Annotated in this window: 23 protein-coding genes; 3 read left to right on the top strand and 20 right to left on the bottom strand. The window is 74.4% G+C overall.

The window, feature by feature from the left end; all coding sequences use genetic code 11:
- Positions 1-12: 12 nt before the first annotated feature.
- The 9 genes from ACFVHO_RS14485 to ACFVHO_RS14445 all read right to left on the bottom strand — a co-directional run bounded on the left by ACFVHO_RS14485 (position 13) and on the right by ACFVHO_RS14445 (position 6,401).
- On the bottom strand, positions 13-879 hold the full coding sequence (locus tag ACFVHO_RS14485; protein WP_385713446.1) for a GvpL/GvpF family gas vesicle protein: 867 nt from the start codon (positions 877-879) through the stop codon (positions 13-15).
- A complete protein-coding gene (locus tag ACFVHO_RS14480; RefSeq protein WP_385713444.1) occupies positions 869-1,267 on the bottom strand; it encodes a gas vesicle protein in 399 nt (132 codons plus the stop codon). The genes ACFVHO_RS14485 and ACFVHO_RS14480 overlap by 11 nt, the downstream gene beginning before the upstream one ends.
- Complete coding sequence (locus ACFVHO_RS14475) at positions 1,264-2,415, bottom strand: SRPBCC family protein (RefSeq protein WP_385713443.1); 1,152 nt, start codon at positions 2,413-2,415, stop codon at positions 1,264-1,266. The genes ACFVHO_RS14480 and ACFVHO_RS14475 overlap by 4 nt, the downstream gene beginning before the upstream one ends.
- A complete protein-coding gene (locus ACFVHO_RS14470) occupies positions 2,408-3,010 on the bottom strand; it encodes a DNA primase (RefSeq protein WP_385713441.1) in 603 nt (200 codons plus the stop codon). Before ACFVHO_RS14470 ends, ACFVHO_RS14475 begins: the two co-directional genes overlap by 8 nt.
- Before the next feature lie 16 nt (positions 3,011-3,026).
- The gene (locus ACFVHO_RS14465; RefSeq protein WP_385713439.1) at positions 3,027-3,305 is read right to left on the bottom strand and encodes a gas vesicle protein GvpG; all 279 of its coding nucleotides are present in this window, start codon (positions 3,303-3,305) and stop codon (positions 3,027-3,029) included.
- 16 nt (positions 3,306-3,321) lie between these two features.
- The gene (locus ACFVHO_RS14460; protein ID WP_385713438.1) at positions 3,322-4,080 is read right to left on the bottom strand and encodes a GvpL/GvpF family gas vesicle protein; all 759 of its coding nucleotides are present in this window, start codon (positions 4,078-4,080) and stop codon (positions 3,322-3,324) included.
- Positions 4,077-4,511, bottom strand: coding sequence for a gas vesicle structural protein GvpA (locus ACFVHO_RS14455; RefSeq protein WP_385713436.1), 435 nt, complete (start codon positions 4,509-4,511; stop codon positions 4,077-4,079). The genes ACFVHO_RS14460 and ACFVHO_RS14455 overlap by 4 nt, the downstream gene beginning before the upstream one ends.
- Before the next feature lie 134 nt (positions 4,512-4,645).
- The gene (locus ACFVHO_RS14450; protein WP_385713435.1) at positions 4,646-4,975 is read right to left on the bottom strand and encodes a gas vesicle protein; all 330 of its coding nucleotides are present in this window, start codon (positions 4,973-4,975) and stop codon (positions 4,646-4,648) included.
- A gap of 67 nt (positions 4,976-5,042) precedes the next feature.
- Complete coding sequence (locus ACFVHO_RS14445) at positions 5,043-6,401, bottom strand: NAD(P)/FAD-dependent oxidoreductase (RefSeq protein ID WP_385713434.1); 1,359 nt, start codon at positions 6,399-6,401, stop codon at positions 5,043-5,045.
- Between the two features lie 149 nt (positions 6,402-6,550).
- On the opposite strand from ACFVHO_RS14445, the gene ACFVHO_RS14440 reads away from it, so the two are divergent.
- Positions 6,551-7,654 (top strand): enolase C-terminal domain-like protein, encoded by a 1,104-nt coding sequence (locus ACFVHO_RS14440; RefSeq protein WP_385713432.1) that lies wholly within the window; start codon positions 6,551-6,553, stop codon positions 7,652-7,654.
- Positions 7,655-8,088: 434 nt separating this feature from the next.
- On the top strand, positions 8,089-8,577 hold the full coding sequence (locus ACFVHO_RS14435; RefSeq protein ID WP_385713431.1) for a hypothetical protein: 489 nt from the start codon (positions 8,089-8,091) through the stop codon (positions 8,575-8,577).
- Here ACFVHO_RS14435 and ACFVHO_RS14430 read toward each other — a convergent pair.
- Positions 8,552-9,409 (bottom strand): phage holin family protein, encoded by an 858-nt coding sequence (locus ACFVHO_RS14430; RefSeq protein WP_385713429.1) that lies wholly within the window; start codon positions 9,407-9,409, stop codon positions 8,552-8,554. The two genes, ACFVHO_RS14435 and ACFVHO_RS14430, sit on opposite strands and share 26 nt — an antisense overlap.
- A gap of 136 nt (positions 9,410-9,545) precedes the next feature.
- Between ACFVHO_RS14430 and ACFVHO_RS14425 the strand changes: the two genes are divergently transcribed.
- On the top strand, positions 9,546-9,905 hold the full coding sequence (locus tag ACFVHO_RS14425) for a VOC family protein (protein WP_385713428.1): 360 nt from the start codon (positions 9,546-9,548) through the stop codon (positions 9,903-9,905).
- A 261-nt stretch (positions 9,906-10,166) separates the two neighbouring features.
- On the opposite strand, the gene ACFVHO_RS14420 is transcribed toward ACFVHO_RS14425, so the two are convergent.
- The 10 genes from ACFVHO_RS14420 to ACFVHO_RS14375 form a co-directional block, all read right to left on the bottom strand.
- Positions 10,167-12,125, bottom strand: a complete 1,959-nt coding sequence (locus ACFVHO_RS14420; protein ID WP_385713427.1) for a DUF5107 domain-containing protein — start codon at positions 12,123-12,125, stop codon at positions 10,167-10,169.
- Between the two features lie 126 nt (positions 12,126-12,251).
- On the bottom strand, positions 12,252-13,148 hold the full coding sequence (locus ACFVHO_RS14415) for an arginase family protein (protein ID WP_385713425.1): 897 nt from the start codon (positions 13,146-13,148) through the stop codon (positions 12,252-12,254).
- A 113-nt stretch (positions 13,149-13,261) separates the two neighbouring features.
- Positions 13,262-13,822, bottom strand: coding sequence for a GNAT family N-acetyltransferase (locus ACFVHO_RS14410; protein WP_385713423.1), 561 nt, complete (start codon positions 13,820-13,822; stop codon positions 13,262-13,264).
- A gap of 76 nt (positions 13,823-13,898) precedes the next feature.
- Entirely contained in the window at positions 13,899-14,150 is a 252-nt protein-coding gene (locus ACFVHO_RS14405; protein ID WP_380859950.1) for a hypothetical protein, read from the bottom strand.
- A 123-nt stretch (positions 14,151-14,273) separates the two neighbouring features.
- Positions 14,274-15,209: an LD-carboxypeptidase gene (locus ACFVHO_RS14400; protein WP_385713490.1), complete on the bottom strand. Its 936-nt coding sequence runs from the start codon at positions 15,207-15,209 to the stop codon at positions 14,274-14,276.
- 122 nt (positions 15,210-15,331) lie between these two features.
- On the bottom strand, positions 15,332-17,332 hold the full coding sequence (locus tag ACFVHO_RS14395) for an LpqB family beta-propeller domain-containing protein (protein WP_385713421.1): 2,001 nt from the start codon (positions 17,330-17,332) through the stop codon (positions 15,332-15,334).
- Between the two features lie 43 nt (positions 17,333-17,375).
- Positions 17,376-18,701: a M20/M25/M40 family metallo-hydrolase gene (locus ACFVHO_RS14390; protein WP_385713419.1), complete on the bottom strand. Its 1,326-nt coding sequence runs from the start codon at positions 18,699-18,701 to the stop codon at positions 17,376-17,378.
- On the bottom strand, positions 18,694-19,527 hold the full coding sequence (locus ACFVHO_RS14385; RefSeq protein WP_385713418.1) for a M55 family metallopeptidase: 834 nt from the start codon (positions 19,525-19,527) through the stop codon (positions 18,694-18,696). The genes ACFVHO_RS14390 and ACFVHO_RS14385 overlap by 8 nt, the downstream gene beginning before the upstream one ends.
- 181 nt (positions 19,528-19,708) lie before the next feature.
- A complete protein-coding gene (locus ACFVHO_RS14380) occupies positions 19,709-20,845 on the bottom strand; it encodes an agmatine/peptidylarginine deiminase (RefSeq protein WP_385713416.1) in 1,137 nt (378 codons plus the stop codon).
- Positions 20,846-20,939: 94 nt separating this feature from the next.
- The gene (locus tag ACFVHO_RS14375; RefSeq protein WP_385713488.1) at positions 20,940-21,743 is read right to left on the bottom strand and encodes an ABC transporter ATP-binding protein; all 804 of its coding nucleotides are present in this window, start codon (positions 21,741-21,743) and stop codon (positions 20,940-20,942) included.
- Positions 21,744-21,871: the final 128 nt, after the last annotated feature.

Genomic DNA, 21,871 nt, shown 5'->3' with positions numbered 1-21,871 from the left:
CGCCCCGCCCGCTCACGGCGCCCCGCCCGCGTCCTGGCGTGCGGCGCCCTCCCCGCCGTGCGGCCCCTCCCCCGCGTCGGGGTCGTCCGTGAAGGAGTACGCCGCCCACGGTCCGGTCACCTCCACGCGCAGCCCCGGCCGGGTGCCCTCCGTGCGGCCGATCAGCTCCAGGAACTCCTCGGACCACGTACGCGGCACCAGATAGGCGGAGTTGAGGATGTTCCGGCCGGAACCGGCGTCGGTGAGCGGCCCGCTCTGCACGGGGTGCAGCCGGGCGTCGGCCGCGTACCGGGCGAGGTCGCCGTGCAGGCGGCGCGTGAACACCTCGGCCCGCGCGAGGGCCTCCTCACGCGCGGCGTTCCCGGCCCGGCGGCACCGCAGATAGTCCCGCCCGGACCTCGGCACACGTGCGGGCGACGAGGCGGCGGACCCGTCGGCGCCCCTGCCCCCGTCCGCACCCTCGTCCCCGTCGCCGGCCGAAGCGCCGAGCCACACCTTCACGCCCCACTCCACATGGCCGTCGATCCGGTCCAGGATCCGGTGCAGGCGCTCGGACTCGTCCTCCAGCATGGCGCGTACGCCGCTGTCGTCGTGGAAGACCGTCGCGAGCCGCAGCGGCAGCGGACAGGTCACGGTCGCGAGGGCGGCGACGACGTTCTGATGGGCGCGGGCCGTCGCCGCCAGCCAGTGCAGATCCTCCAGGTGTGCGCGCAGCGGCTCCCGCCCGAAGTCCCGTTCGGGGACGGGGCTGACGACGGCCACCAGGCCCTCGTGGACGAGCTGACGCGGCGGCGCGCCGCCCACGCCGATGAGGTCGGCGTGCAGCGGCGCGGCCAACGGGCGGCACACGGCGTACACATAGCGCAGGTCATCGTTCACGTTCACGTTCTCCTCGGCCGTCTTTCCCCGTGCCGTCAGATGCGGTCCCGCCACCGCGTTCGAGGGCGCCAAGGCCCTCCGCCTCCGTCATCGACTCCAACTGCTCGACACGGCGCCGCAGTTCCTCGTTCTCCCGCGCGAGCGCGGTCCGACGCGCACCGCTGGACAGGGCCGGGTCGTCCTCCCACCAGTCGATGCCCATCTCCTTGGCGCGCTCCACGGAGGCGACGACGAGGCGGAGCTTGATGGTGAGGAGCTCGATGTCGAGCAGGTTGATCCGGATGTCCCCCGCGATGACGATGCCCTTGTCCAGGACGCGTTCGAGGATGTCGGCGAGGTTCGCGCCGCCCTGCGGGTAGGGCTCTGGCAACCGGCTCGCGGTCGTCATCGGCGGTTCCGGCCGCCGTCGGCCGCGACGAGCTCGTCATCGGGGTCCTCGTCGGCCCTGTCCTCGCCGTCGTCGGCCGCTTCCGGGTCCACGTCGGCCTCGTCCTCCGCCTCGCGCTCGTCCTCGTCGGGCTCGTCGGGCTCGTCGGGCTCGTCCTCGTCGACCTCGTCGTACGCCCCCTCGTCGTCCTCGTCCTCCTCCTCGTACGCCCCCCGGCCCTCGTCCTCGGCCTCCGCATCGTCCTCGTACGCGTCCGCGGACTCCTCCTCGTCCGCCACCACCTCGTCGTGGCCGCGCACCACCTCGCCGTCGCGGATCTCGCCGCGCCAGCCGTCGCTCGCCTCACCGCGCATCGACAGGTGCCGGGCGAAGTGCTTGAGGTCGAGTCGGACCCGGCGTCCCTGGGCGCGCCAGATGTTTCCGGTCTTCTCGAACAGGCCCTTCGGGTAGTACTCGATGACGAGCAGGACGCGGGTCAGCTGCTCGCCGAGCGGATGGAAGGTGACGACGCCCTTCGTGGTGCCCTTCGCGCCCTCCGACGTCCAGGAGATGCGCTGGTCCGGCACCTGCTCGGTGACGTGCGCCTTCCAACTGCGGCTGGACCAGAAGACCTTGAGCTGCCAGTCGGAGTCCGTGTCGCCCGCCGCGGTGGCGCCCTTGACGCCCTTGGCGTACGTGGAGAACTCCTGGAACTGCGTCCACTGGTCGTAGGCCTCGCGCACCGGCACGCCGACGTCGACGTACTCCAGGATGACGGTGGGCTTCTGGCCGCCCCCGCCCTTCTTGCGGCGTCCGGTGAGGTTCTTCACGGCACCTTTGACCGAGTCCTTGAGGCGGCTGCCGCCCAGTTCCACGGCGCTGCGCAGCGGGCCCTTGCCCTGGGCGAGCTTGCGGCCGCCCTCCAGGGCGAGCTTGCCGAGGCCGGGGCTGCGGCCGTCGGCGATGTCGTTGAGCTTGACCGTGGTCTCGCCGAGCTTGCGGCCGACCCCGATCAGGGCGCGCTCGGCCTGCGCCATCGCGTAGGCCTTGGCCTCGTCCTTCAGGCGGTCCGCCGCCGGGCTGTGAGCGGCAGACCGCAGCATGTTCGGGGCTCCGTCGCGGGAGCCGTTACCGGTGTCCTCGCGGGTCTGCTCACGGGTGTCAGTCATCGCTGCCTCCCCGGGCCCGGGTGGTCTTCTTCGCGGTGCGCCGCTGCGGGCCCGTGCCGCGCTGCTGCGAGCCGCGGGCGCTGTCCGTGCCGCGCGAGGACTGCGCCTTGCGTGCCGGGCCCGTCCTGCGTTCGCCCCGGGCGGCCGATGTGGCCTTCTTCGTCGTCGAACCCGCCTTCCGCGCACCCGACTTGGCTGCACCGCCCGCACTCTTGCCCGCGTCCTTGGCCTTGCCTGACGCCTCCTCAGCGTCGGGCACGGCATCCGTGTCGGGGGTGACCCCCGAAAGCCGGTCGCGCACGTCCAGGGTGCGGTCGTGCAGCCGGTCGGCGAGGCCTTCGAGCTGCCGGTCGAGCAGCGAGCCGGTCGCCGCCTCGCCGACTCCGCGCAGATCCTGCTTCAGCTGGTCGCCGATCTCCTTGAACTGCGGGTTGTTCTCCAGCTGCCGCGTCACCGCGCCGACGAGCGCGCCGGGGCTCAGCTGCAGCCTGCGGCCCGCGACCATCGTGCCCACGGCGAAGGCGAGTTTCGCCTTCTTCGTGCGTCCGAGAAGGTAGCCCGCGCCCACGGCGAGGCCCACTGCCAGTCGATTCATGACGTCCTTGTCCTCACTACTGCCCTGACGGTGTCGGCGGTCGGTCGTCCGTCCGGGCCGCGTCGCCGACGGGTCCGTGGCCGAGACGGGCGAGGAGTTCGTCCTCGCGGCGGTCGAACTCGTCCTCGTCGATCTCTCCGGCGTCCAACCGCTCGGTGAGCAGGGCGAGTTCCCGGGTGATGGCCGAGGGGTCGTAGTACTGCCGCTCCGCCTCCGCCACCACCTGCCGGAGCACCCACAGGGTGCCCCGGGCCGGGGCCAGCGGCAGGGCGAGCAGTTCACCGATGAGTCCCATGGCCGACCTCGCCGCCTCAGCCCACGCCCGCCGCGTCGTCAGCGGGCCGGGCCGGGCCCGGGTCGACGAAGCTGTACGGGGGCAGCGGGCCGTGCACGCGCAGCTCCAGGTGGGGCCGACTGCGGCGCAGTTCCTCGACGGCGGCGACGAATCCGTCGGCGCTGTCGCGGGTCACCAGGAACGACAGGTTGGCGAGCCAGCCGGTACCCCCGGGCCCCGCGCTCACGGAGTCGGCGCACGGCTCCAGGGCACGCCGCACCTCGGCGCCGTCACCCACCTCCCGGTCCCGCACGGCCGCGGTCACCTGCTCGCCGAGGCGCAGCTTCTGTTCGTAACTGCCGCCGCCCGCACGCCGGTTGGCCTCGACCATGGCGCGCAGTTCGGGGCTGTCGGCGAGCACCTGGTGCAGGACGGCCTGCTCGTCGTGGGCGGCCTTCACGTTGTACTCGGCCTTGCCTTCGAGGGCGCGCAGCCGCTCCTCGTAGTGCTCGGCCCGGTCGGCGAGCACCGCGATGACGGCGTCGTCGTCCTGCGCGAGGCTGCCGAAGCGCATCGGGAGCACGGGTCCGCCCGCGCCCGCCTCGTCCAGGACGCTCTGGTGCGCGAGCAGGTCGCGGCGTTTGGGCCGCAGGTCCTCGGGGCTGTCGGAGACGAGCGCGGCGAGGTCGCCGTGCCGGACGACGCGCACCTTGTGCGCGGGGTCGCCGATGCCGCCCATGCCCTCGGGAAGGGCCGGGTGCGTGGTGGCGGCGATGCCGTAGATGTACGTGGTCACTCCTGCTCCTCCTTCCGGCCGCGGGACGGTGCGCGCCGGGCGCGCGGCCGGGCGGGCTCCTCTTCGGTGCGGCCTTCGTCGCGGGCCTGCCGGAAGGCGTCGGAGATGGTCTCCGCGGCGCCGGAGAGCGCGCCCTTGGACTTGCCGCGCGCGCCGGACTCGGTGATCTCGCCGACGAGGTCGGGCAGGCCGGGGCTCTTGTGCGGGCCCGCCTCCAGGTCGAGGCGGTTGCAGGCCTCGGCGAACCGCAGATACGTGTCGACGCTCGCGACCACGACCCGCACGTCGATCTTCAGGATCTCGATGCCGACGAGCGAGACGCGGACGAAGGCGTCGATCACGAGTCCGCGGTCCAGGATGAGTTCGATGACGTCGTACAGGCCGCTGGTGCCGCCTGCGCCGCCGGACTGCTGTGCTGGGACGACGGTCATGCCGACCGGTCCTCCTTGCCTATGGGGATGTCGGGGGGTGTCGGGGCTGGCTGAGAGGTCGGGGGCGCGTGGCCCGTCACGGAGACCAGAGCGGGCGCCCGGGGCGGGTCCGCCGCCGTCCGGTGGGGCGGGGGTCAGCCGCCGCCCGGCCGGGGCGGGTCGGCCCGCCCTCGTTCGTAGCGCCGCTCGCGCCGGTACCCGGTCAGGTCGCCCTTCGGGTCGAGAGTCACGGCGTAGCTCGCGAGCAGGCTCATCGTGTCCGGCACGCGGACCAGTTCGAGCACCTCGACGGCCAGGTCCCAGCCCTCTTCGGATCGTTCGAAGGACGACACGGACTCGACTGTCAGACCGGTGAGTTCCGCCAGTTGCTCGCGCGCGCGGCGCAGCACGGCGACGGGTCCGGGCAGGTCGTCGGCGTCGGCCTTGTTCTTGTTGGCACTCTGCTTTCTCGACGTCTGGGTCATGGCCACCTCCTGTTCCGAGTGACCCCGCGGGCACGGACCAAACCGCCGGAGTGCGGGCCCGCCCTTGCTACTCCGGGGCCCGCTCGGCGGCGTCCCGCGTCCGCTCCGGCGCCCCCGCCACCCGCGCGGTCTCCGGTGACGCCGTGTCCAGCGGCACCGACCAGGACCGGACGAGGCCCAGCTGCACGCCCTGGCGCGGGAGTACGGCATCCAGGAGCCAGTCGGCGGCGACGCGGACGCGGTTGCCCGGCATCGCAGCCAGGTGGTAGCCGCGGGTGACGGCCCCGGCGAGGGGGCCGGACAGCGGGACGCCCAGCGGGTTGGCGGCGCCGCTGACGCCGCCGAGGTCGACGGTGAAGCCGAGGTCGTGGTGGCGGTAGGAGCGCCGCTTGCCGAGGCCGAGGGAGGCGGCGACGTTGTGGCCCGCGGTCTTGCCCTGCCGCCAGGCGTGCTGCGCGGTCATCGCCGTGTACTGCCCCTTCTCGGTCAGGTCGGGCACGGCCGCCGCGTCGCCGCAGGCGAACACCTCGGGGTGGCCCGGCACGTTCAGGAACGGGTCGACGAGCAGCCGACCCCGCTCCAGCGGGCTGCCGATCCCGGCGACGAGCGGGTCGGGTCGCACGCCCACGCACCACAGCAGGGTGCGCGTGGGCAGGTGATCGCCGTCGGAGAGGAGGACACCCCCGGGGGTCGCCTCCTTCACGGACGTCTCCGTGCGGACCTCCACGCCGCGCCGCCGCAGCACGCGGTCCGCGGTGCCGGAGAGCCGCCGGTCGAGCTCGGGCAGGACCCGCGGGGCGATGTCGAGCAGCACCCAGCGCGGCTCGATCCCGGTCCGCAGCGGCTGCCGCCGCACCAGGGAGCGGGTGAACAGCGCGCCGTGCGCCGCGACTTCGACGCCCGTGTAGCCGGCGCCCGCCACGACGAACGTGCAGCGCGCCCGGCACGCCGCGGGGTCGTCGGCGGCCGCGGCGAGCTCGATCTGCCGTGTCACGTGGTCGCGCAGGTACAGGGCCTCGGGCAGCCCGCGGAAGCCGTGCGCGTGCTCGGCGACGCCGGGCACGGGCAGCAGCTTGTTGACGCTGCCGACGGCCAGCACCAGGCGGTCGTAGGAGAGTTCGCCGTCCTGGCCCTCGGGGTCGGCGTAGTGCACGGTGCGCCGCGTCAGGTCGATGCCGTCGGCCTCGCCGAGCACGAGGCGTACGTGGCGCAGTGCGCCGGCGAGCGACACGGTGACGCGGCGCGGTTCGAGGACGCCCGCGGCGACCTGGGGCAGGAGCGGCAGGTAGAGGAAGTAGTCGGTGGGGTTGAGCAGGGTGATGTCGGCCCGGCCGCGGGTCAGCCGCGACAGGGTGCGGGCGGCCTGGAACCCCGCGAAGCCCGCACCGACGACAAGGATGTCCGGTCGGCTGGCAGTTCGGCTCACAGTGTGCCTCCGGCGTGGTCCGGTACGTCCGGTGTGTTCCGGAACGGACCTCCCGCGTGCCCGGGGCCGCGCACGGTGAAACGCCCGCCGTTTGCCGCCGCGCCGCCGGGTTACCCGGCCCGCACACCGCAGCGAAGGGCGTGTGCCCCATGGCCGAGTCCGGATACGTCAGCGTGGAACCACCCATGGTGTCGGCGTACACGATCCCGGCGGACGCCCCCGAGGCCGACGGCACGTTCGCGTGGGACACCACGACGATCGTCGTCGCCGAGGTCTCCGCGGGCGACGTCACCGGCACCGGCTGGACCTACGCGCCCGCCGCCACCGTCGACCTCGTACGGGAGCAGCTGTCGCCCGTCCTCGCGGGCCGCGACGCCCTCGACATCCCCGCCGCGCACGACGCGCTGACCAAGGCGGTGCGCGACTCCGGCCGCGAGGGGCTCGCCGCCCGCGCGATCTCGGCCCTCGACATCGCCCTGTGGGACCTCAAGGCCCGCCTCTTCGAGGTCCCGCTGGTCCGTCTCGTCGGCGCGGCCCGCGACGACGTGCCGGTCTACGGCAGCGGCGGCTTCACCACGTACCACGACACGCATCTGGCGGCCCAGCTCAACGGCTGGGTGCACGGCCAGCGGATACCGCGCGTCAAGATCAAGGTGGGCGAGAGCTGGGGGCGGGCCGCGGCGCGCGACGTGTCGCGGGTGCGGCGGGCCCGGGATGTCATCGGGCGGCAGGCCGAGTTGTACGTCGACGCGGGTGGCGCCTACACCCGCAAGCAGGCGGTACGGATCGGCCGGGTGCTCGCCGAGCACGGCGTGGGCTGGTTCGAGGAGCCGGTGTCCTCCGACGACCTGCGGGGGCTCGCGCTGGTGCGCGACGCCCTCGTCTGCGATGTCGCGGCCGGCGCGTACGGGCACGGGCTCCCCTACTTCGCCCGGATGATCCCCTCCGTCGACTGCCTCCAGGCCGACGCCACCCGCTGCGGCGGCCTCACCGCGTGGCTGCGCGCCGCCGCGCTCGCCGAGGCCCACGGCCTGGAGGTGTCGGCGCGCGGCGCCCCGCACGCGCACGCGGCGGTCGCGGCGTGCGTGCCGAACCTGCGGCACGTCGAGTGGTTCCACGACCACGTCCGGGTCGAGTCGATCGTCTTCGACGGCGTCCTCGACCCGACCGGAGGCACGGTCCGCCCGGGCGGCGGCACCGGCCACGGGCTGCGCCTGCGCACGCCGGACGTGGAGGAGTACCGGGTCGCGTGAGGCGGCGTGCGGCTGTGTGAGGCAATGCGTGTCGGGGCGGACGTCGGCGGACATCGGGCGTGGAATATCGGGTCGCGTGCGGTGGTGGGGCGCGGGCATGCTCGGCGGTCATGGACGCGATGAGGGATGCCGGGCCGAACGGGGACACCACGGCTGTCGGGGCCGCCGAGGGGGCAGGGCCCGCCGGGGACGCGGGATCGGACGCGGGGCCGGACACGGGATCGGACGCGGGATCGGACGCGGGGCCGGACACGGGATCGGACGCGGGATCGGACGCGGGGCCGGACACGGGATCGGACGCGGGATTGGACGCGGGATTGGACGCGGGGCCGGACACGGGGCCTGACGCGGGGCCAGACGCGGGATCGGACGCGGGGCCAGACACAGGGCCCGCCGCCGGGCCGGACGTCGTGCTGATCGGGGGACGCTCGGGGGTGGGCAAGTCCTCCGTCGGCTGGGAGATCGCGGCCCAGCTGCGGGCCGCCGACATCGGCCACGCCCTGATCGAGGGCGACTTCCTGGACGCGGTCCACCCCGCCCCCGCGGGCGACCCGCACCGCTCCCAGCTCACCCGCCGCAACCTCGCCGCCCTCTGGGCGAACTACGCCGACCTCGGCTGCCGCCGCCTCGTCTACACGAACACGGCGAGCGTCCTGCCCTCCGAGGAGTGGCTGTTCACGGAGGCCCTGGGCCGCCCCCGGCTCGTCCGGATCCTGCTCACGGCGACCGACGCCACAGCCGAACAGCGCCTCACCGAACGCGAGTCGGGCTCCGAGCTGGACCGGCACCTGCGCCGCAGCGCCTTCATGTCGCGGCACCTCGACGAGCTGGTGCCGCCGGACACCCACCGTGTGCCGACGGACGGCCGGACGGTGGGCGACATCGCGGCGGAGGTGATCAGGCGGGCGGGTTGGGCGGCCTGAGGGGCGCGCGGGACGGCGGGACCGTCGGGAAGTCGGCGGTGGGGGTGGGTGGGGAGGTCGGGGGTGCGGGCTGCGCGGGGGTCGCGGGCCCTGCGGGGGTCGTGGGCCCCGCAGGGGTTGCCGACTCCGTCGGGGGTGCTGGCGCCGTCGGGGTGTTCGGGGCCGGGGCTGTCGGGGCCGGGGCTGTCGGAGGCGGGGCCGTCGGGGTGGCCGGGGCGGCGGCCGGGGGGTTCGCTGCCGCCGCCGGGGGTCCGGTCGGCGTGGGGAGTGCGGGCGCGTCGGGGGCTGCGGGGGCCTTGGGCGCAGCGGGGACCTCAGGGGCGGCGGGCGCATCGGCGGCAGCGGCGGCCGCGTGGCTCGCCGACGCCTCCGGAGCGACCGAGGCCTCGGGGACCGCCGGAGCCTCCGGGACCGCCGGAGCCTTGTGGGCCTCACGTGCCCCCGGTGCCTTCCCCGGCGACCGGGCCGCGTTGCGCATCACCACGGCGGCCACGGCGAGCAACGCGGTCACGATCAGCGCGGCCGCCCAGCCCGGCAGGCCGAGGGCGATGACCAGGCCGAGGGCGAGCGCGGCGCCCGCGCCCGCGTAGAGGGCGGCGACGCCGGACGACGCGTACAGGGCGGCCCTGCGGCGCTGCTTGCGCGCCACCCCGGAGACCTCCGTGCGCAGTTCCTCGCGCAACTCGTGGCGCAGTTCCCGGCGCAGCTCCTCGCGCAGCGACTGCCGCACCGTCTGCCGCAGGGACTCGTGCACCGCGTCGCGGACGACCTGCGACAGGGCGTCGCCCAGGGTCCTGTCCGTCAGCGGTGCGTTCCTGTCCTGGACCGGCATCTCCTCGTCCTTCCTGTCCGAAGCGGTCGGGGCGGACGGGTACCCGGCGCCCGCGGCGCGTAACGGCTCCGGGCCCCGGATGCCCGAGAACCGGAAACGATCTCGTGTCCGCGCGGCGCCAACTAGGCTCGTCCCCATGGAGATCCTGGGAACCGTGCTGCGTGTCTGCGTCAGCGACTTGGAGGCGTCCGTCACGTTCTACGAACGGCTGACGGGCAGCACCGCGATGCGCTTCGAGCGGGGCGGCGTGGCCGTCGCCTCGGTCGGCTGCTTTCTGCTCATGAGCGGTCCTGAGGCGGAGTTGGAGGTGCTGCGCAAGGTCGCCGCGACCATCGCCGTCAAGGACGTCGACGAGGCGCACGCGACCCTCACCGCCTCCGGCGCGCACATCGTCGCCGGACCTGTGCCGACCCCCGCGGGACGCAACCTCATCGCGATGCACCCCGACGGCTCGGTCTTCGAGTACGTGGACCGCAACGCCCCCGCCCCCCGCTGACCCTCACCCCGCAGACCGAACCGAAAGCGCCCACCCGTCACCGTCGCCCCGGCACCGCACCGGGGTGGACCGGGACGGGAGAGGGCGCGCCACCGAGGGCGCGAACCGGCCGGAGCGGGCCGACGTGAACCACCGAGGCGCACACCCGGCCCCGCACGGTCCGACCTGGGTCACACGCAGCCGGGGCACACCCTCCTCACCCCACAGGCCCCGCACCTCACAGGCCCCGCGCCTCGCAGGCTCCTCACCCCACAGGCCCCCTCAAGGCCGCATCCGGAAGTCGTACCTCCCCGGCAGGGGCTCGTCCGACACCGCCGCCCACACCTCGCCGATGACCTCGTCGGCCTCTCTCAGGTCGGCCACCTCGAAGTCCTCGTCGAAGACGGCGCGGGCGGCGGTGAGTTCGCCCTCCGCGAGGAGCAGCTGGGCCTCGATCAGGCGGAAGCGGCCCGTTCGCCGGGTGTGCGGATGGAGGCGGTTCCACACGCCGCGGGCCGCCTCGGCGCGCCCCGCGGCCACGAGCGCGCCGATGGCCTCGCGGCCGAGGGACGCGGTCGCTGCGGACCACACCACACCGTCGTCGCGGCGCTCGGCGCACAGGTCGTCGAAGGCCTCGGCGTACCGGTCGGCGGCGCGCTCCACATGGCCGGACTCCTGATCGGCGACGGCGAGGCAGCGGAGCAACGGCCAGCGGGACGGGGCGAGTTCCAGGCCGCGCTCCCAGCTGCGGACCGCCTGGGCGAGATCCCCGGCGTGCCACTGGGCGACGCCGAGGTGGTACTCGGCGTGCGGGCGTGCGGGCGCGGTCTCCAGCATGTCCCGCCAGTGCGGGGCGACCAGGGTGGGCCCGGGCGGCCCGACCCGCCGGGGCTCCGGCACGGCCCCGCTGTGCAACAGCTCCAGCCACGGCTCCTGTTCGGGCCCGAGCGTGGACTCGGCGAACGGCGTGCCGGGCAACTTGTACTGCCCGCGCAGGACTTCGAGGGCGCCCCACCCCGACCCGGCGGCCAGCGTCTCGCCCGGCTCGGCGTCGGCGTGGGGCCGCCACCGCGCGTAGGCGGCGTCCACGGCCTCGGCGGGCAGCGCCAGGTCGAGCCGCGCCCGCGCCTCGCCGCGGGCCGCCGCCCAGTCGGCGCCGTGCACGACGTCCGGGGCGGCGGTGAGCGGCCCGTACGACTCCAGCCACGCGAACTCGCTCTCCGCGTCGAGGCGTACGTGCTCCAGCTGGGTGCGCGCGAGCCCCGCCTGGATCTCCGCATAGCCGCCGGTGCCGGGCTCGGTGAGCCACCGCTGCCAGCGCCGCCCGCCCGCCCCGGTGCCCCACACGAAGAGCTTGCGGCCGCGCAGCAGGGCCGTGGAGGTCTGCGCGAGACCGTGCCCGTCGGCGTCGAGGGCCGCGATCCAGCGGCGCGCCCCGTCGGGGACGTCGTAGAAGTAGTCGGCGGGGAACTCGGCGCGCGGCGGGCGGGTGCGGTCCACGCCGTCGTGCTCGGGCACCGGCACCTTCCGCAGGGTGCGCGCGTATCCGTAGTGCCAGGCCTCGTCGGCGGGGGCGAGGACCCGGCGCTCCTCGGGCACGGCGATGTTGGACCACCAGTAGACGGGCACGGGCCGCTCGTGGGGATTGCGGATCCGCACGCCGACGTGCAGGAAGTCGGAGTCCTCCGGCAGCCACAGGTCGACCTGGAAGGGAATGTCGCGCAGCCGCTCCCACTCCCACAGGCGCAGCATCTCGCCGCCGTCGGGCGCGGTCAGGCGCGCGGCGTGCAGGGGCGCGCAGGACAGGGCCGTGTGGCCGGTGGCACCGATGTTCCACTCGATGCCGCCGGAGTACCAGGCGCCGTTGAGGGCGAAGTCGGCGGGCTGGAACACCGGGTTGCGGTAGAGGAGTTCACGCCCGGTGGGCTTGTGGAAGAGGGAGTGGATCCGGCCGCCGAGGCCGGGCAGGACGGTGACGCGCAGCCGGGCGTTCTCGATGACGAGGGTGTCGAAGGACGTGGGGGTCCGCTCGCGGCCGTAGCCGTCGCGGACGCGCGCGGGCAGCACCGACCGCAGCGGTTCGTAACGGAGCTGCCGCGCCATGTCGCGCGGCATCCCCTGCAGGTCCCGGTCGTCGAGGCCGTGCGCCGCGTCCAGCGGCTTGAGCGGCGGCAGTGGGTTCTCCGGTCCCAGCGCGGCCGCAGGCAGGGTCGTCGTGTCGCGTCGCACGGTCGTCGCCAAGGCGTCCTCCCCAGTTCAAGGAGGCTGCGCGCCCCCGGGCCCTTCGTCGACCATGGAACACGCTCGGCCCCGCTCCGGCCAGGGCCTTCGCCGGTCAGGATTGCGCACGGATTTCGTACGGAAGGGTCAGGATTCCGCAAAGGCGGCCACGACCACGTCGGTGAGGACGTCGCCCGCGGTGCCGTCCGGGTCGAGGTCGGGGTCGTAGATCGTGACGTTGAGGCCGACGCAGCGCGGGGAGCGCACCAACGGGCGCAGCAGCGCGAGGAGTTCGTCGGGGTGCAGGCCGTCCGCGTCGGGGCTGTCGACGGCGGGCATCACGGAGGGGTCGAGCACGTCGGCGTCGAGGTGCACCCAGAAGCCTTCCAGGGCCTCGTTCTCCAGGCTGAGGACGGCGGAGCGGGCCACGTCGTCGGCGCCCCACTGGCGCAGTTCGCCGACGGTGACGGTCGGTATGCCGAGCTCGCCGAGTTCGACGCGGTCCTCGTCCTCGTCGCGCATCCCGAAGAGGCGTACGTCCTCGTCGCGCAGGTAGGGGCTGAGCCCTTCGAGGTCACTGAGGTCGCGCTGGCCGCGCCCGGTGGCGAGGGCCAGCTCCTCGCCGCCCGCGGCGCCGACGCGGTCGGAGTTGCCGGGGTGGCGGAAGTCGGCGGAGGCGTCGATCGCGGCGAGGCCGAAGCGTCCGATCCGGCGCAGCGCGAGGGACGCGCCGAGCTGGATGGAGCAGTCGCCGCCGAGGACGACGGGCAGCTCTCCGGCGCGGACGTGCCGCTCGATGCGGTCGGCGAGCTTCGGTGTGTAGGCGGCGATGGCGGCCGCGTTGAAGACGCCGTCGCCCTCCTTCCACGCGCCGCGGTCATAGCGGGGCGGTACGACGACGCCGCCCTCCACGGCGTCGAGGCGGCGCAGGATGCCGCGCTCGCGCAGCGCTCCGGCGAGCTTGTAGCAGCCGGGCACGGTGCCGGGGGCGGGCGGACGCAGTCCCAGGTTGGAGGGCGCGTCGATGATCACAACAGTTCGCATGCCGCTCATCCTCCGTGACCCGCGTGGCCGCTTTCAATGGCCCTCGGCCGCGGACCTTCGGCGATCCGTCCCGGCCGACGCCCTCGGGCGACGGGACGCGGGTCGGGACCGCGTCATCCGAGGGCGTCGCCCGTGATCATCTCGGTGGTGAGGGCCCACCGCTGGTGGTCGCGCCAGGCGCCGTCGAGGAAGAGGAAGCGAGGTGAGAACCCTTCGAGACGGAAGCCCGCGCGGCGGGCGAGGGTGATGGAGGCGGTGTTGCGCGGCTGGACGTTGATCTCCAGACGGTGCAGCCGCAGTTCCCCGAAGGCGTGGCGCACGACGAGCCCGAGCGCCTCCCCCATGAGCCCGCGCCCCGCGGCGTGCGCGAACGCGCCGTAGCCGAGGGCCCCGCACCGGAAGCCGCCCTCGACGATGTTGTTGATGTTGATGAACCCGGCGAGGGCGCCGTCGGCCCGCTCGTAGACGAGGAAACCGGCCTTGCCGGGGTCCTCGATGAGCACGCGCGCGTACGCCGCGTAGGTCTCGTCCGTCGTCGGCGGGAACAGCCAGGGCCGGTGCAGTTCGCCGCTCTCCCGGGCCCGGGCGGTGAACTCGGCGGCGTCCGCGTACGAGTAGGGGCGTATGCCCACGCGGGGGCCTTCGGCGAGCGGGGCGGGCCGGGTGTGCGACATCCGGCCACGCTACCCGGCGGTCCGCGGGGTCACCGCACGCGGTCGACCCCGGCCGGACGCCGCGACGAGGGCGCCGTCACTTGCGCCGGCTGACGAAGAACGCCCCGCACAGGGCGCCGATCAGGCCGGTGCCGAGCAGCGCCATCCACAGCGGCACGGTGACTTCCGGGATCAGGAGCCGGATCTTGGTGCTGCGGGTGTTCTCGAAGATGAAGACGAGCGTGAGGAGGGCGATCACCGCGACGGTCACTCTGCCGGGCGTCATCAGCGCACCCACGCCGCCCTTCGAGGGGCTCGTCGAGCCGCCCGTGGAGCTCTTGGGGCTCATGTCTGGACCCTTCCGTTCCGTCGGAGCGTCGGCCGCTCCTCCGGGTCCAGGATGGGCAGTGGTACGGGATCCCGCGCGGTGGGTGTCGCCGGGGGCGGGACGGGGTGGGCCATTCGGGTGACGTCAGGCCGGGCGCTCCGCCAGCGCCGGTGTGTCGAGGCGCAGCGTCCCCGTGTCCGCGTCCAGCTCCCCCGCCACCCCGAACGGGATCGTCAGCGCCCCCTCGCAGTGGCCGAATCCGAACTCCTCCACGATCGGCACGCCGAGACCCCCGAGGCGGTCGCGCAGGACCGCGCGCACGGCGTCGTAGGGGCCGCACTCCTCCCAGGAGCCGAGGGCGACGCCCGTGACGCCGTCGAGCCATCCGGCGCGCAGGAGTTGCGTGAGGTAGCGGTCGAGGCGGTACGGCTCCTCGTCCGTGTCCTCCAGGCACAGCAGCCCGCCCCGTGCGGGCACCCGCGTCCCGGGCACACCGGCGTCCGCGGCGAGCAGGGACAGGCAGCCGCCGAAGGTGACGCCGCGGGCCCGGCCGCCGACGAGGGGCCGCCCGGGCGATTCGACGACCTGCACCGCCTCCGGCCGGAACAGGGTGAGCCGCAGGTGTTCCTGGGCGCGGGCGTTCTTGAGGAAGTCGGCCGCGGCCACCATCGGGCCGTGCAGGGTGACGAGCCCGAGGCGCCGTGCGAACGCCTCGTGCAGCGTGGTGATGTCGCTGAACCCGAGGAACACCTTGGGCGGGAAGGCCCGCAGCGCGTTCCAGTCGATCAGCTCCACCATCCGCGCGGCGCCGTAGCCGCCGCGGGCGCAGAGCACGCCCGCCACCGACGGGTCGCGCCAGGCCCGCTCCAGGTCCCGCGCGCGGTCGGCGTCCTCGCCCGCGAGGTAGTCGAACTCCCGGTGCACGTCCAGGACGTGGGGGGCTACGACGGGCTCAAGGCCCCAGCCGCGCAGGATGTCGAGGCCCGCTTCGAGCCGGTGCTCGGGCACGGGCCCGCTCGGCGCGACGACGGCGACCCGGTCGCCGGGGACGAGCCGGGGCGGCCGGACCAGGGGCGGCATGGTGACCGCGGGCACGGGCGGCGGCGGGAGCGGCGGCACGGTCAGCCTCGGACCGGCCACGGGCTCCTCGGCCCCGGGCTGCTCGGACTCGGGCTCGTCGGACTCGGGCTTGTCGGGTCCGGTCACTTGGTGAGCTCCAGCGTGGGTCTGCCACCCGCCGGGTCGAGTCGGAACACCTGGGCGTACAGGGAGAGTTCGGCCTCCAGGGCCCTGATCATGGTGTCGGCGCGCCGGAACCCGTGCCCCTCGCCCTCGAAGGCGATGTACGCGTGCGGCACCCCGCGCCGCTGCATCCGCGCGAGCAGCAGCTCGCACTGCGCGGGCAGACAGATCACGTCGTCGAGGCCCTGGAGCAGCAGGAACGGCGCGGTGATGCGGTCGGCGTGGCGGGCGGGCGAGCGCTCCTCGTAGCGGCCCGGCACCTCGGCGTAGGGGCCGACCAGGGTCTCCAGATAGCGCGACTCGAAGTCGTGGGTCTCGCCGTCCTGCCAGGAGGTGAGGTCGAGGACGGGGTAGATGATGGTGCCGCAGGCGTACACGTCGGTCGTGGTCAGGGAGGCCGCCGTGGTCCAGCCGCCCGCGCTGCCGCCCCGGATCGCGAGCCGCGCGCGGTCGGCGGTGCCCTCGTCGGCGAGCGCGAGCGCCACGGCCGCGCAGTCGTCGACGTCGGCGATGCCCCACTGCTCGCGCAGCCGGTTGCGGTAGGCCCGGCCGTACCCCGTGGAGCCGCTGTAGTTGACCTCGGCGACGCCTATGCCACGGGACGTGAAGTAGGCGATGGCCAGGTCGAGGACAAGGGGGGCGCGGGTGGTGGGGCCGCCGTGCGCCCACACCACGTACGGCGGCAGTTCGTCGCCGGGGGCGAGGTGGCCGGGGTGGTGCGGCGGGTAGATGTGGGCGTGGATCTCGCGCCCGGCCGGGCCGAGGAAGGTGCGGATCTGGGGTTCGGGGTAGTACGTGGGGTCGACCGGGTCGTCGTGCGCGGCGCCGATGACACGGGCCCTGCCGGTGCGGGTGTCCAGCTCCACGACCTCGTAGGCGCTGCGGGGGCTGGCGGCGATGCCGGCGACGCGGGTGCCGTGGACGGCGAGCGAGGCGGACCACTCCGACCAGGGGCCCGCCGCGTCGACGACCTCGCCGGTCTCCGGGTCGAGGATGCCGAGCGCGGTGGCGCCGGTGCCGTGCACGACGGCGACGAGGCCGCTGTCCAGGGGCGCGAACCAGCTGAGGCCGAGCTGCCACAGGGGCCCGGCGAACTCCTCCTCGCGCGGACAGAGCGCGCTCGTCGTGCCGTCGGGCTCGGCGCGGTACAGGTTCCACCAGCCGGAGCGGTCGCTGGCGTAGAGGAGCCGCCCGTCCCGCGCCCAGTCGGCCTGCGCGATCGACTCCTCCGGGCCGCCCGCGAGCACCCGGGCGTCCGCGAGGACGCCGTCCGCGCCGACGTCGGCGACCAGGAGTTCCGTGCCGTCCCACGGCATCCGCGGATGGTCCCAGGCCAGCCAGGCGGCCCGGGTGCCGTCCGGGGAGAGCCGCGGCCCGGTGACGAAGCGGTGCCGCCCGTCGGAGAGTTCCCGCAGCGCCGCCCGGTCCTGTGCCGCCGAGCCGTCCAGCGGTACGGCGACCAGGACCCGCCGCACGTCGGTGGGCCCCTCGCCGGTGAACTCCTCCAGGACGCACCACACCTCGCCGCGGTCCAGGAGGATGCGCGGGTCGGCGAGGCGAAGCCCGCCGCCGACGCCGGACAGCGGGGTCAGGGGTCTGGGCTCGGCCTCGGGGACGTCGGGCTCGTGGGCGTACAGGCGCTGGTCGGTGAAGTCGGCGAACACCAGGAGCGGTCCGCGCGGATTCCCGGGCCGTGCGACGGCGGCCCAGGGCAGGCCGCCGTACTCGATGACGCGGCTGCGGACGTTCCAGGGCGCGGGCAGCACCGACTCCTCGGTCCCGTCCGGGCGGCGCCGCACCAGCGCCCGCCGCCCGCCCTCGGTGGGCCGCGGCTCGGTCCACCAGGCCTCGTCCCCCACGAAGCCGACGAAGGCGGGGTGGCCGTCGTGGGCCGCGGCGAGCGCGGCGTCGATCGGGGACGGCCACGAGCCGTACGGCTTGGTCTTCGCCATGTCGTTCATCTCCCCCAAAGGGCCATGTCGTTCGTTCCCCCCGACAGCTCGGTCAGGCCGTGCGCAGGAAGCGGTCGAGCACCCGGGTGCCGAAGTGCAGCGCCTCGACCGGCACCCGCTCGTCCACTCCGTGGAAGAGGGCCTGGTAGTCGAAGCCCTCCGGCGTCCGCAGCGGCGAGAAGCCGTAGCCGCGGATGCCGAGCCGCGAGAACTGCTTGGCGTCCGTGCCTCCCGACATGCAGTACGGAAGGACCCGGCCCTCCGGCGCGAACTCCTCGACGGCCGCCCGCATCCTGGCGTACGTGGGGGTGTCCACCGGCGCCTGCAGCGCCACCTCCCGGTGGTGGAACTCCCAGTCGACGTCCGGTCCGGTGAGCCGGTCAAGGGTGGCGCGGAACTCTTCCTCGCCGCCGGGCACATATCGGCCGTCCACATAGGCCGTGGCCTCACCGGGCACCACGTTGACCTTGTACCCGGACTGGAGCATGGTCGGGTTGGCGCTGTTGCGCACCGTGGGCTCGACGAGGGCGGCGGTGGGGCCGAGCTTCTCCATGAAGGCGTCGACGTCGAAGGCGGGCGCGTCCGGGTCGGCCTCCAGGCCGTAGATCCCGGCGAGTTCGACGAGGGCCGCCCGCACCGTCGGGGTGAGCCGCACCGGCCAGCGGTGCTCCCCGACGCGGGTGACGGCCGCGGCGAGCCTGCTGACCGCGTTGTCGCGGTTCACCTTGGAGCCGTGGCCCGCGGTGCCGCGCGCGGTGAGTTTGAGCCAGCCGGTGCCGCGCTCGCCCGCCGCGATCGGGTAGAGCTGGTTGCCCCGGCCGTCGTGGAACGTGAACGCCCCGGACTCGCTGATGCCCTCCGTGCAGCCCTCGAACAGATCCCCGTGCTCGTCGGCGAGGAACCCGGAGCCGTCGCGGGCGCTGGCCTCCTCGTCGGCGGTGAAGGCGATCACGATGTCCCGGCGCGGACGCACGCCCGCCCGCCGCCAGTTGCGGACGACGGCGAGGATCATCGCGTCCATGTTCTTCATGTCGATGGCGCCGCGCCCCCACACGTCGCCGTCGACGATCTCGCCGGAGAAGGGGTGCACGCGCCAGTCGGCGGCCTCGGCCGGGACCACGTCCAGATGGCCGTGGACGAGCAGCGCGTCCGCCGCCGGGTCGGTGCCCTCGATCCGGGCGACGACGTTCGTGCGGCCCGGCGTGCGCTCCAGGAGCGTGGGCTCCAGGCCCGCCCCGGCGAGCAGCTCGGCGGCGTACTCGGCGGCGGGGCGCTCGCGGCACTCGCCGTCGCCGCGGTTGGTGGTGTCGATGCGGATGAGGTCCGAGGTGAACCGGACGACCTCGTCCAGTGCTTGCGGGTCGACCTGCTCAGCCATACTGCTCCTCGACAGCGGCGGAGGCGATCGTGGTGACCGCCTTGAACGTGCGGATGCCTTCGTACATGGTGTCGCTCGTGTAGGCGACCTTCCGTTCCGCCACGCGCCGCACGCCCGGAACCACCGTCGCGGCCATCGACAGGTGCTCCGCGTCGAACTCGACCTCCACGGTGTGCGGGCCGCCCGCCACCGGCTCGTGGCGCACGGCGAGGGCGGCCGCCTCCTTGGCGGCGGCCCGGATGTCGGTGGCGGTGCGCGCGGGGGTGCGGCACACCGCCGCGTACCGCGACACGTGGTCCTTCACGGCGACCTTCAGCGCGCCCGGCGCGTAGCCGAGGGCGTCCTCGCAGGCCAGGTCGTCGCCGGTGACGAGGACCACCGGGACGCCGTACTCCGCGACGACGTGGGAGTTGAGCAGGCCCTCGCTGGCGCGGACGCCGTCGACCCACACGCCGGTGATCTGGTTGGCCAGATACGTGTGCGCGAGGACGCCCTCCATGCCGGCGCCCGCGTGGTAGCCGATGAAGGCGATGCCGTCCACGTCGCCGTGCTGGACGCCCTCGACCATGGAGAGGGACTTGTGCCTGCCGGTGAGCATCTCGGCCCGCTCGTCGAGCCGTTCGAGGAGCAGGTTGCGCATGGTCCAGTGCGCCTCGTTGACGATCACCTCGTCGGCACCGCCGTCGAAGAACCCGAGCACGGCGGCGTTCACGTCCGAGGTGAACATCGACCGGCACCGCTCCCACTGCGGCGTGCCCGGCAGCACGTCGGCGGGCCAGGTGACGCCGGTGGCGCCCTCCATGTCGGCGCTGATGAGGATTTTCATGAGCTCCAGCCTTGCGTGCGAGGCGGTGCGTGCGGGACGCGGGCGCGGGGAGCGGCATCAGCACCGCTCACCCGGCCCACGGGCACCGCCGGTCCGGGGTAAAGATCTTCACAGGGCGTCACGCTACGCGGTGTGGATCGCCCGGGCCTAGACCTCTCCCGCAAGGCTGCTGTTCAGGTTGTTACGCGGGCTGCTGCTGGGTGACGCAGTGGATGCCGCCGCCGCCCGCGCCGAGGCGGTCGATGTCGAGCTGTTCGACGGTCCGGCCGGGGTGCAGCCGCGCGAGGGTCGCCTTGGCCGCCGCGTCGGCCGCGGTGTCGCCGAAGTGGGCGCTGATGACGGCGCCGTTGCACACGTAGTAGTTGGCGTAGGAGGCGAGGAAGTTCGGGTTCCGGGAGCGGATCCGGTCGTAGTCGGGGCCCTGGAGGCGGGTCGCCTCGATGGGCTTCCCGGTGGCGGTGGTGGACGCGGACAGGGTCCGGTACTGGGCCCGGGCGTCCCGTGCGTACGCGTCGTCGTCCGAGGCCAGGGGCATCTGGACGAGCGCGCGGCCGGGGGCGAGGAAGCGGGACGTGGCGTCGACGTGGTCGTCGGTGATGTCCTGGCCGTAGACGCCGTCGAACCAGATGACCTTGTCGGCGCCGTACGCGTCGCACAGGGCGTCCGTCAGGCGTGCCTCGGACATGCCGGGGTTGCGGTTCTTGTTGAGGAGGCTGCTGCGGGTCGCCATCAGGGTGCCCGCGCCGTCCTGCTCGACGCCGCCGCCCTCGCCCACCAGGCCCGCGCCGGTGAACGGCACCCCGGCGAGCGCGGCGATCCGCTCGGCGACCCGCGCGTCCCTGGCATGGGTCTGCTTGCCGCCCCAGCCGTTGAAGTGCAGCCCGACGGCGTCCAGGCCGCCGGCGCCGTCGGTGCGGAAGACCGGCCCGGAGTCGCGCATCCAGCAGTCGTCGACCGGGACGGACGTCACGACGGTGACCGAGGGGCCGCACAGGGACCGCGCGCGGTCGGCGCTCGCCGGGTTGGCGCACAGCGTGACGGGTTCGTAGCGGGCGACGGTCCGTGCGATCAGCGCGATGTCCGCCTGGACCCCGCCGAGGCCCCCGCCCCAGATGGCGCGGCTGTCGGGCCAGGCCATCCAGGTGCGGGTGTGGCGGGCGTCCTCGGCCGGGACGGCGAAGTCCGACCGGGGCTCGGCCCCGGCCCGGACCGCGGTCCCGGTGAGGGCCGCGCCCGCCGCGACGGCGCCCGCCGTCATCAGGAAGGCGCGCCTGCTCGGGGTCGGCCTGCCGGTCCTGCGTGCCGGGGTGTCGTTCACGGGTGCCTCCTGTTTCGACCGGCCCGGGAAGGGCGCGGGGTGGGGGAAGGAGAGGGGTAAGGGAAAAGGGGGGTGAGCGGGTCGTGCGGGTGGGTCACAGGGCCCTGCGGGCCGCCGAGATCCGCTCCGGGTCCCAGCCCGGGTGCGGGACGGAGTCCAGGAGCAGCCGGGTGTACGGGTGCGTGGGCGCGCCGAGCACGGCGGCGGTGGGCCCGGCCTCGACGACGGCGCCGTGGCGCATCACGATGACGTCGTCCGTGACGTGGCGGACCACGCCGAGGTCGTGGGTGATGAAGAGGTAGCCGATCGGGGTGCGCTCCCGGATGTCGGCGAGCAGGTTGAGGATCTGCGCCTGTACGGACACGTCGAGGGCGGCGACGGCCTCGTCGAGGACGAGCACGGCGGGTTCCACGGCCAGGGCGCGGGCGATGGCCACGCGCTGGCGCTGGCCGCCGGAGAGCTGGCGGGGCAGTGCGTCGGCGGCACGGGTGCCGAGTCCGACCTGGTCGAGGAGTTCCCGCACCCGCCGGGTGTGGTCGGCGCGGGGGAAGTGCAGGCGCAGGGTCTCGCGCAGGACGGCCTCGACGCTCGTCCTCGGGTCGAGGGAGAGGTAGGGGTCCTGGAACACCATCTGGACCTCGCGGGCCCGGGCGAGCCGCCGCTGACGGCCGCGTTCCCGGCCGCGCGCCCGGTCGGCCCGGGACCGGCCGCGCACGTGGACCTCACCGGCGTCGGCCCGCTCCAGGCCCACGATGACGCGGGCCGTCGTGGTCTTGCCGGAGCCGGACTCCCCGACGATGCCGAGGGAGCCGCCCTCGGGCACGGCGAAGGACACGTCGTCCACGGCACGCACGGCGCCGAAGACGCGCCGCAGGCCACGGACTTCGAGGACGGGCACGGCCGCCGCCGCATCGCCGTGGACCGGTGCGCCTTTCGGTTCGGCCTTGGCCGGTGCGCCCTTCGGATCTTCCTTGGCCGGTGCGCCCTTCGGATCGCCCTGGACCGGTGCGCCCTTCGGATCGCCCG

Source organism: Streptomyces sp. NPDC127108 (assembly GCF_042677545.1).
GTDB lineage: Bacteria > Actinomycetota > Actinomycetes > Streptomycetales > Streptomycetaceae > Streptomyces.
Note: the sequence above shows the minus strand (reverse complement) of the source record. Positions and strands in the feature narration are given on the sequence as shown.